At 60.7% G+C, this 6436-nt stretch carries 5 protein-coding genes and 1 pseudogene; 5 read left to right on the top strand and 1 reads right to left on the bottom strand.

Annotated elements, in window-relative coordinates:
• Positions 1-674, top strand: a 674-nt coding sequence (locus IVA82_RS36550) for a transposase (protein ID WP_247493788.1), incomplete at its 5' end; no start/stop codon positions are given.
• A gap of 666 nt (positions 675-1340) precedes the next feature.
• Here IVA82_RS36550 and IVA82_RS36555 read toward each other — a convergent pair.
• Positions 1341-1944, bottom strand: a pseudogene (locus tag IVA82_RS36555) (transposase).
• On the opposite strand from IVA82_RS36555, the gene IVA82_RS36560 reads away from it, so the two are divergent.
• The 4 genes from IVA82_RS36560 to IVA82_RS36575 all read left to right on the top strand — a co-directional run bounded on the left by IVA82_RS36560 (position 1874) and on the right by IVA82_RS36575 (position 6050).
• Positions 1874-2761 (top strand): helicase-related protein, encoded by an 888-nt coding sequence (locus IVA82_RS36560; RefSeq protein WP_247385903.1) that lies wholly within the window; start codon positions 1874-1876, stop codon positions 2759-2761. The pseudogene IVA82_RS36555 and the gene IVA82_RS36560 overlap by 71 nt on opposite strands.
• A gap of 211 nt (positions 2762-2972) precedes the next feature.
• Positions 2973-4475, top strand: a complete 1503-nt coding sequence (istA, locus tag IVA82_RS36565; protein ID WP_247385905.1) for an IS21 family transposase — start codon at positions 2973-2975, stop codon at positions 4473-4475.
• On the top strand, positions 4472-5296 hold the full coding sequence (gene istB, locus IVA82_RS36570; protein WP_247385906.1) for an IS21-like element helper ATPase IstB: 825 nt from the start codon (positions 4472-4474) through the stop codon (positions 5294-5296). The genes istA and istB overlap by 4 nt, the downstream gene beginning before the upstream one ends.
• Positions 5297-5381: 85 nt before the next feature.
• Positions 5382-6050 carry a hypothetical protein gene (locus IVA82_RS36575; protein WP_247385907.1) on the top strand — a complete coding sequence of 223 codons (669 nt, stop codon included), beginning with the start codon at positions 5382-5384 and terminating at the stop codon, positions 6048-6050.
• Positions 6051-6436 lie beyond the last annotated feature (386 nt).

Here is a 6436-nt window from a genome sequence, read left to right on the forward strand (position 1 = left end):
ACGAGAGCCTCGTCGGCGAGCAAAGTCGGATCGTCAACCGAATGAAAGCAACGTTGATCCGGCTTGGCATCCGCGGCTTCAATCCCAAGCTGAAGAAGGCCGCCGAACGCCTTGACGGCTTGCGCACCCCCGAGGGCGAGCCGATCCCGCCCAACACCCTGGCTGAGCTGCGTCGCGACATGGCGCGCCGGCGGCTCGTCCGTGATCAGATCAGGCAGATCGAGGACGCTCGGCTGGAGCGTCTCAAGCAAGCGCCCAGTGATGGACCACACGCCATGGTGCGCCTGTTGGCGCGGGTGATCGGGGTTGGTGTCGAGACGGCCGACATGCTGGTGCAGGAGGTCCTGTCGCGAAGCATGCGCGACCGACGGGCGATCGCGCGTTACGCCGGCCTCACGGGCTCGCCCGACGAGAGCGGCAGAAAACGCCGGGAGAAAGGGCTGACCCGTTCCGGCAACGCTCGGGTTCGACGAGGCATGATCCAATTGGCGTGGCGATTTCTCATGTTCCAGAAGGACAGCACCTTGGCGCAGTGGTTTCGAACCCGCACCGAGAGCGCCCGCGGCACGCGCAAGACCATGATCGTGGCCTTGGCGCGCAAGCTACTAATCGCCCTGTGGCGTCTCGTGCGGGAGGGCGTGGTGCCGGACGGCGTCGTTCTGCGGCCGGCATAATGAACAGAGGTCACTGAAGTGTTTCCTTGGCTTTCAATGCCGAAAGGGAGAATGGGTCCGCCGCTTCGGAGCTTCGCTGCCGATGCGCATGACTGCATCATGGTTTGGGTCCTTGGACCCACCGAATACAAGGTTGTGGCGCGACTGATCCGCGCCCCGCAAGCGGGCTCCCCTCTGATCGTCATCCCGATCGCACCGAGCGGTGCCGTCGTGCTCGAAGCTGTCAAGGTATGGCCTGGCAAGCCCGGAGCATGCCGCACGGTTGGCGCGACGGCCAACCTTGACAGCTCCTGCGCGCGACGACGTCAGCGAGCCGCGGGTCGGGACGAAGAAACGGGCTTTGAGATCGAACAAAGAAACTGACGAAAGACAAAAGAACTCCTTGACAAAAAAAGCCCCATACAAGGAAACCGCGCTTGAGGGAACGAAGGCCGTGCCGCAGCTGCTATGGCGATTTGAGAGCCGCGGGAGGGATTTGTGATCGGGATCGAGCCGCCCCGGCAAGTTGGCCGAGGGTGAAGCGGCTGATGAATCGGCGGCGGATCGCGTCGGACATGATGAACTGTCGGATGATTTGAGACGAGGGCTGGATATCTGAGCGTGCTCTGCCGTGGCCGGTCGGAGGCCGGCGAGTGCGATGACGAGATTTGCGGGATTGTGACGGGCTCATGAGGTGTCGATCCTGATGACGTTCGTTGGACCTGTCGGCCGATGCCGTGGCGTTGCACCGCGCTCGAAGACCTCGATGACGATCATGCGACCGCCGCAGCATGGACAACTCGGTTTGTTGAGATCGACGGTGGTTGCGGCAGGCTGGCCTTCAGATTTTGCAACGGCGAGCAGCTCACGGGCGCGTGCGATGTTGTCGGCGCAAGCGCTTTTGGCAAACAGGCCGTAAGTGGCCGATGCGGTGGAAGCGGGATGGCAGCACGTGGATGAGGAAGCGGCAGATGAACTCGCCGGTGGCCAGGGTCATGATCTTCTGTCGTTCGCGTCCCTCAGCACGATAGTTCTTCCATCGGAAGGTCACGCCTTTGTCGCCGAGTGCGACCAATCGGCTGTTGGAGATGGCGACGCGATGGGTATAGCGCGAGAGGTAGGCGAGCACGGCTTCGGGTCCGCCGAACGGCCTCTTGGCGTAGACCACCCACTCGGCGTTGCATAGTGGTGCTAGATGGAGGCCAGAGCGGACATCAGGCATGAAAACGCTGGTCTTTCTGCAGACAACTGTGTTCTGCGAAAGCTGGGTCAAAGGCTTTCCCGATAGGATCTCGGCGCGTCCTGTTACTTTGACAGAAGAAGAATCTGCTTGGCGAACCTTAGTAGTCGATGAGATGGGGGGCGCTGAGTACTGTTACCTACAGCTGGATAGCGATGGCTTCTTGAAAACCGGTGCTGCGAGCCATCACTCGCTGTTGTCGAGAGAAGAGCGGGATTTGCACGAATCGCTTTTCAAACGGCGCGATGGCATTGATGTCCTTTTCGCAACCTCGACTCTGGCGCAGGGAATGAATCTACCTAGTGAAGTTGTAATCATTTCTGGCGACAGTCGGTTTGACCACGGCGCAGATAAGATGAAAAAGCTTGAGGCACACGAGCTGCTCAACGCGGCTGGCCGCGCAGGTCGAGCCGGCGAAGGTGCCCAAGGGTTTGTGCTCCTTGTTCCCAGCAAGGTTATCGATCTCGACGACGAGGGAAACAAGATCAACGGTCATTGGATGCAGTTACAAGCAATCTTCGAACAGGCAGATCAATGCTTAGTCATCGACGACCCGCTGACCTGCGTTCTCGATCAAATTCAGAACGGCACTACGAAAACTGGTACAGCCGCATATCTCTTGGGCAAGTTACCGGTATCTATTGGCACGAGTGACGAAAACGACCCGGCGGCAGTTATGCTTAACCGCTCATTTGCGGTTTTCCGCGCCAAAGCTGCTGGAGACCTGGCCTGGGTCAAAGGCAGGCTGACGACCGCACTCGCAGCCCGAACGAAGACTGATCTACCTGAGGAAGGGAAATGGATAGAGCAAGTGGGGGGCGCCACGGGCTTGTCCGTCGGGATACTTGCCGCGCGACAATCAAGGTGAGACGGCAGCGTCAATCTGGATGAGAATGCGCCGGGGCTGGACGGACGGAGCGAGGGCGTAGCCCGAGCGCAGTTCGTCCAGCCCCGGCGGCGCACTTTTCCCCAGGGGGAGCAGCGCGGTCTGGCGGTCGTGAGCGACCGGGTCAAGTGTCTGATTCGTCTCATAATTGAGGGATCAGCCATTGCCCGGCCTTCACATCACCGACCACCAGATGAGGCTGTATATGATTTACCGACATAGCAAAGATGCCGCCGTTGCTGCCGCCAAGTCCGGCTTCAGCCGGGCAACCGGCTACCGCATTGAGGATGATCCGCGGCTGCCCTCGCATAAGAAAGCGCCGCGTGGCCGGCGGCGGCCGGACCCATTGGCCGAGGTTTGGGACAGCGAGATCGTGCCGATCCTGAAGTCGGCTCCCGGCATTCGGGCCATTGCGGTGCTCGATGAGATTCGGCGGCGCCATCCGCAGATCCGCGCCGGCATTCGACGCACGCTTGAACGGCGCATGCGCACATGGCGAGCGCTGGTCGGCCCCGAGCAGGATGTGATCTTCCGTCAAGAGCACGAGCCTGGCCGGCTGGGCTTGTCCGACTTCACCGACACGAGCGTACTCGGCATCACCGTCGCCGGCGTCGTGCTGGGACATCGGCTATACCACTTCCGGCTCGCCTTCTCGGGCTTCGAGCATGCCCATGTCGTGCTCGGCGGCGAGAGTTTTGTCGCGCTGGCTGAGGGTTTGCAGAATGCGCTGTGGGTGCTGGGGGGAGCGCCGCGCGAGCATCGTAGTGATAGTCTCTCGGCGGCATTCCGCAACTTGGACCGCGACGCGGAGGCAGATCTGACGCTGCGCTATCAGGAACTGATGCGTCACTACGACATGATACCGAGCCGTAACAACCTCGGTGTTGCGCACGAGAATGGCTCCATTGAGAGTTCGCATGGGCATCTCAAGAAGGCGCTGCAGGATGCACTGCTGCTGCGCGGCAGCCGCGACTTCGATCACCTGGACGGATATCGCCGCTTCGTCGACGAGATCGTTGGCCGACGCAATGCCAACAATCGCAAGCGGATCGAGTTGGAGCGACCAGCGCTCACTGCGCTACCCAGGCGCCGGACGGCCGATTACGAGGAGAAGATCGTCACCGTCACGTCGAGCGGCGGCTTCATCCTGCGCCGCGTCTTCTACACCGCGCCGTCACGGCTGATCGGCCATCGCCTGCGCGTGCATGTTTATGATGACCGGCTCGAGTGCTTCCTCGGCGCAACGCCGATGATGACGCTGCGGCGGGGCCGGCCGGTATCGGAGAGCAAGGGCGGTCACGTCGTCGATTATCATCATGTGATCCACGCGCTGCGCAAGAAGCCGATGGCGCTCAACAATCTGGTCTACCGCGATCAGTTGTTCCCGCGTCCGGCCTATGCACGAGCCTTCGAGGCATTGCACCAGAGCCTGGGCGACAAGCGCGCCTGCAAGTCGACCGTCGAGTTGCTGGCGCTCGCACACGATCGCGGCTGCGAAGCCGAACTGGCAGAATTGATCGACGCCGAATTGGTTGTGGGTCGATTGCCAGATTTGGCATTGTTGCGTGAACGGTTCGCTCCAAATCCGGCATCCGTACCGGCGATCAACGTGGCGTTCGTCACACTCAGCAGCTACGACGAACTCGCGGCCGTCCGCGCCGTCAGCCCGACCTCCAACCGGGAGGCTGTGGCATGACGACGACCAACCCTGTTGTTGATGCCGCCCGCGTCGAACTCCTGTTGCATGAGTTGCGCCTGCCGAGCATCAGGCTGATGTGGGCCAAGCTCGCCGAGCAATCCGACAAGGAGGGTTGGCCGGCGGCCCGCTTCCTCGCGGCGCTCGCCGAGCACGAGATGGCCGACCGTGGCCGCCGCCGCTTCGAGCGGCATCTCATCGAGGCGCGGCTGCCTGCCGGCAAGACGCTCGCCAGCTTCGACTTCGAGGCCGTGCCAATGGTCTCGAAGGCGCAGGTGATGGCGCTGGCGTCCGGCGATGCCTGGTTGGAGAAGGGCGCCAATATCCTGCTGTTCGGCCCGCCTGGCGGCGGCAAGAGCCATTTGTCGGCAGCGCTCGGGCTCGCTTTGGTCGAGAGTGGATGGCGCGTGCTGTTTGCCCGCACCACCGATCTGGTGCAACAGCTCCAAGTCGCTCGTCGCGAACTGGCACTCGAAAGCGCGATCGCCAAGCTCGACCGCTACGATCTGCTCATCCTCGACGACATCGCCTACGTCACCAAGGATCAAGCCGAAACCAGCGTGTTGTTCGAGTTGATCGCCGCACGTTATGAGCGGAGATCCATGCTGATCACCGCCAATCAGCCATTTGGCGAATGGGGCAAGATCTTCCCCGACCAAGCTATGACCCTCGCCGCCATCGATCGCCTTGTCCATCACGCAACGATCCTGGAGATGAATGTCGAAAGCTATCGTCGCCGCGAGGCCCTCGATCGAAAGCGCGGTCGCGGCCGGCCACCAACCCACGCGACAACCAAGGAAACGGAAAAGGCCGAAGACTGATTGACGCTCCGCGTCAATCAAAGCCTTGCCAAGACCGCGGCCAGCGTCAATTATCCATCCGCTCGGCTGCCTCGTCTCATCCAGATTGTCGCGCGATAGGATACTGCAAGAAATCCTCGAACTTGCGGATAAAGGCCATTTAGACGGTACATCCCTGGATGTCATCACCGCGCTGCTCGCATGGTTGGCGACGAAACCCATCATTCTGATGGATATGGTCCGGCCTGAAAGTCTCGAAGGCCTCTTCGGTGAGAAGTATAAGAAGCTTCCTGACGACAAACAACGATCGGTCCAAGCATTGGCCGCTATTACGAAGCTCCTTCCGCTGTGGATGACGGGTGCTCCACTTTGCACGATTGAAGCAACGCATCTTGGGCGGCCAGACCGCTTAGGCAAATGCGAATACGCACGTCATTTCGCCTCGCGCGTAATCCCTGACCTCGCCTTTCTTGCGGGCCTCCCGGCGCAATTGCTGATGGCGCGTGCAAAAAGCAGCGGGGATACTTCACAACCACTGCCTACAGTCTTGGCGACTTTAGGCGGAGCAGTCAGAGAGGGCTGCGATAGTCCGGAAGCTCTGGCGACAAAGATCAACACCGGAAGAACCGTCTCGCGTGTTGCCGCACGTAAGATCTACGACAACCTCAAAGTCTACGCGCTGCCCGGAACCCCCTACGAAGACTTTGAAATAACGCGCCACAGAATGCGCGGTGCGGAAGCTATATTAAGTTTCGTGTCTATTACTCCCGAATAGCAGGTACGCCGAATACCCACGACCCCGCGTCTTGGTAGGTAGCGGCACTGCGCGCCACTCGCTCTGGGAATAAACTCGGCGTAAGCCGCGACGCGAACTCGGGGGAAACGCTAGGCGCCACGAGGTATGGATCTAGACGACCGATTCCATGAAATCGGCTGTGATGGAACGGTTGATGTGTTGAGGGATTCCTCGTTTGCGATTGGCTGAACGAGGAGTGGCATCATGGCGAAGTGGCGGCAAGGCTGGCGATGACCGAGGAGGAAATTGAAACGTTGACGGCTCTTCAGACCCGGCAACGCATCTTCCAGGGCAACACGCGGACAGAGGACAAGCTCTTCAGCGTGTTCGAGCCCTCGACGGAGATCATTCGCAAGGGCAAGGCC

The organism is Bradyrhizobium sp. 142, from assembly GCF_023074015.1.
Taxonomy (GTDB): Bacteria; Pseudomonadota; Alphaproteobacteria; order Rhizobiales; family Xanthobacteraceae; genus Bradyrhizobium.

What these genes read in the sequence shown, in the direction of transcription:
- IVA82_RS36560 (WP_247385903.1), top strand. Translation starts at nt 1,874, where the DNA reads ATGAAAACGCTGGTCTTTCTGCAGACAACTGTGTTCTGCGAAAGCTGG.
- istA (WP_247385905.1), top strand. Translation starts at nt 2,973, where the DNA reads ATGAGGCTGTATATGATTTACCGACATAGCAAAGATGCCGCCGTTGCT.
- istB (WP_247385906.1), top strand. Translation starts at nt 4,472, where the DNA reads ATGACGACGACCAACCCTGTTGTTGATGCCGCCCGCGTCGAACTCCTG.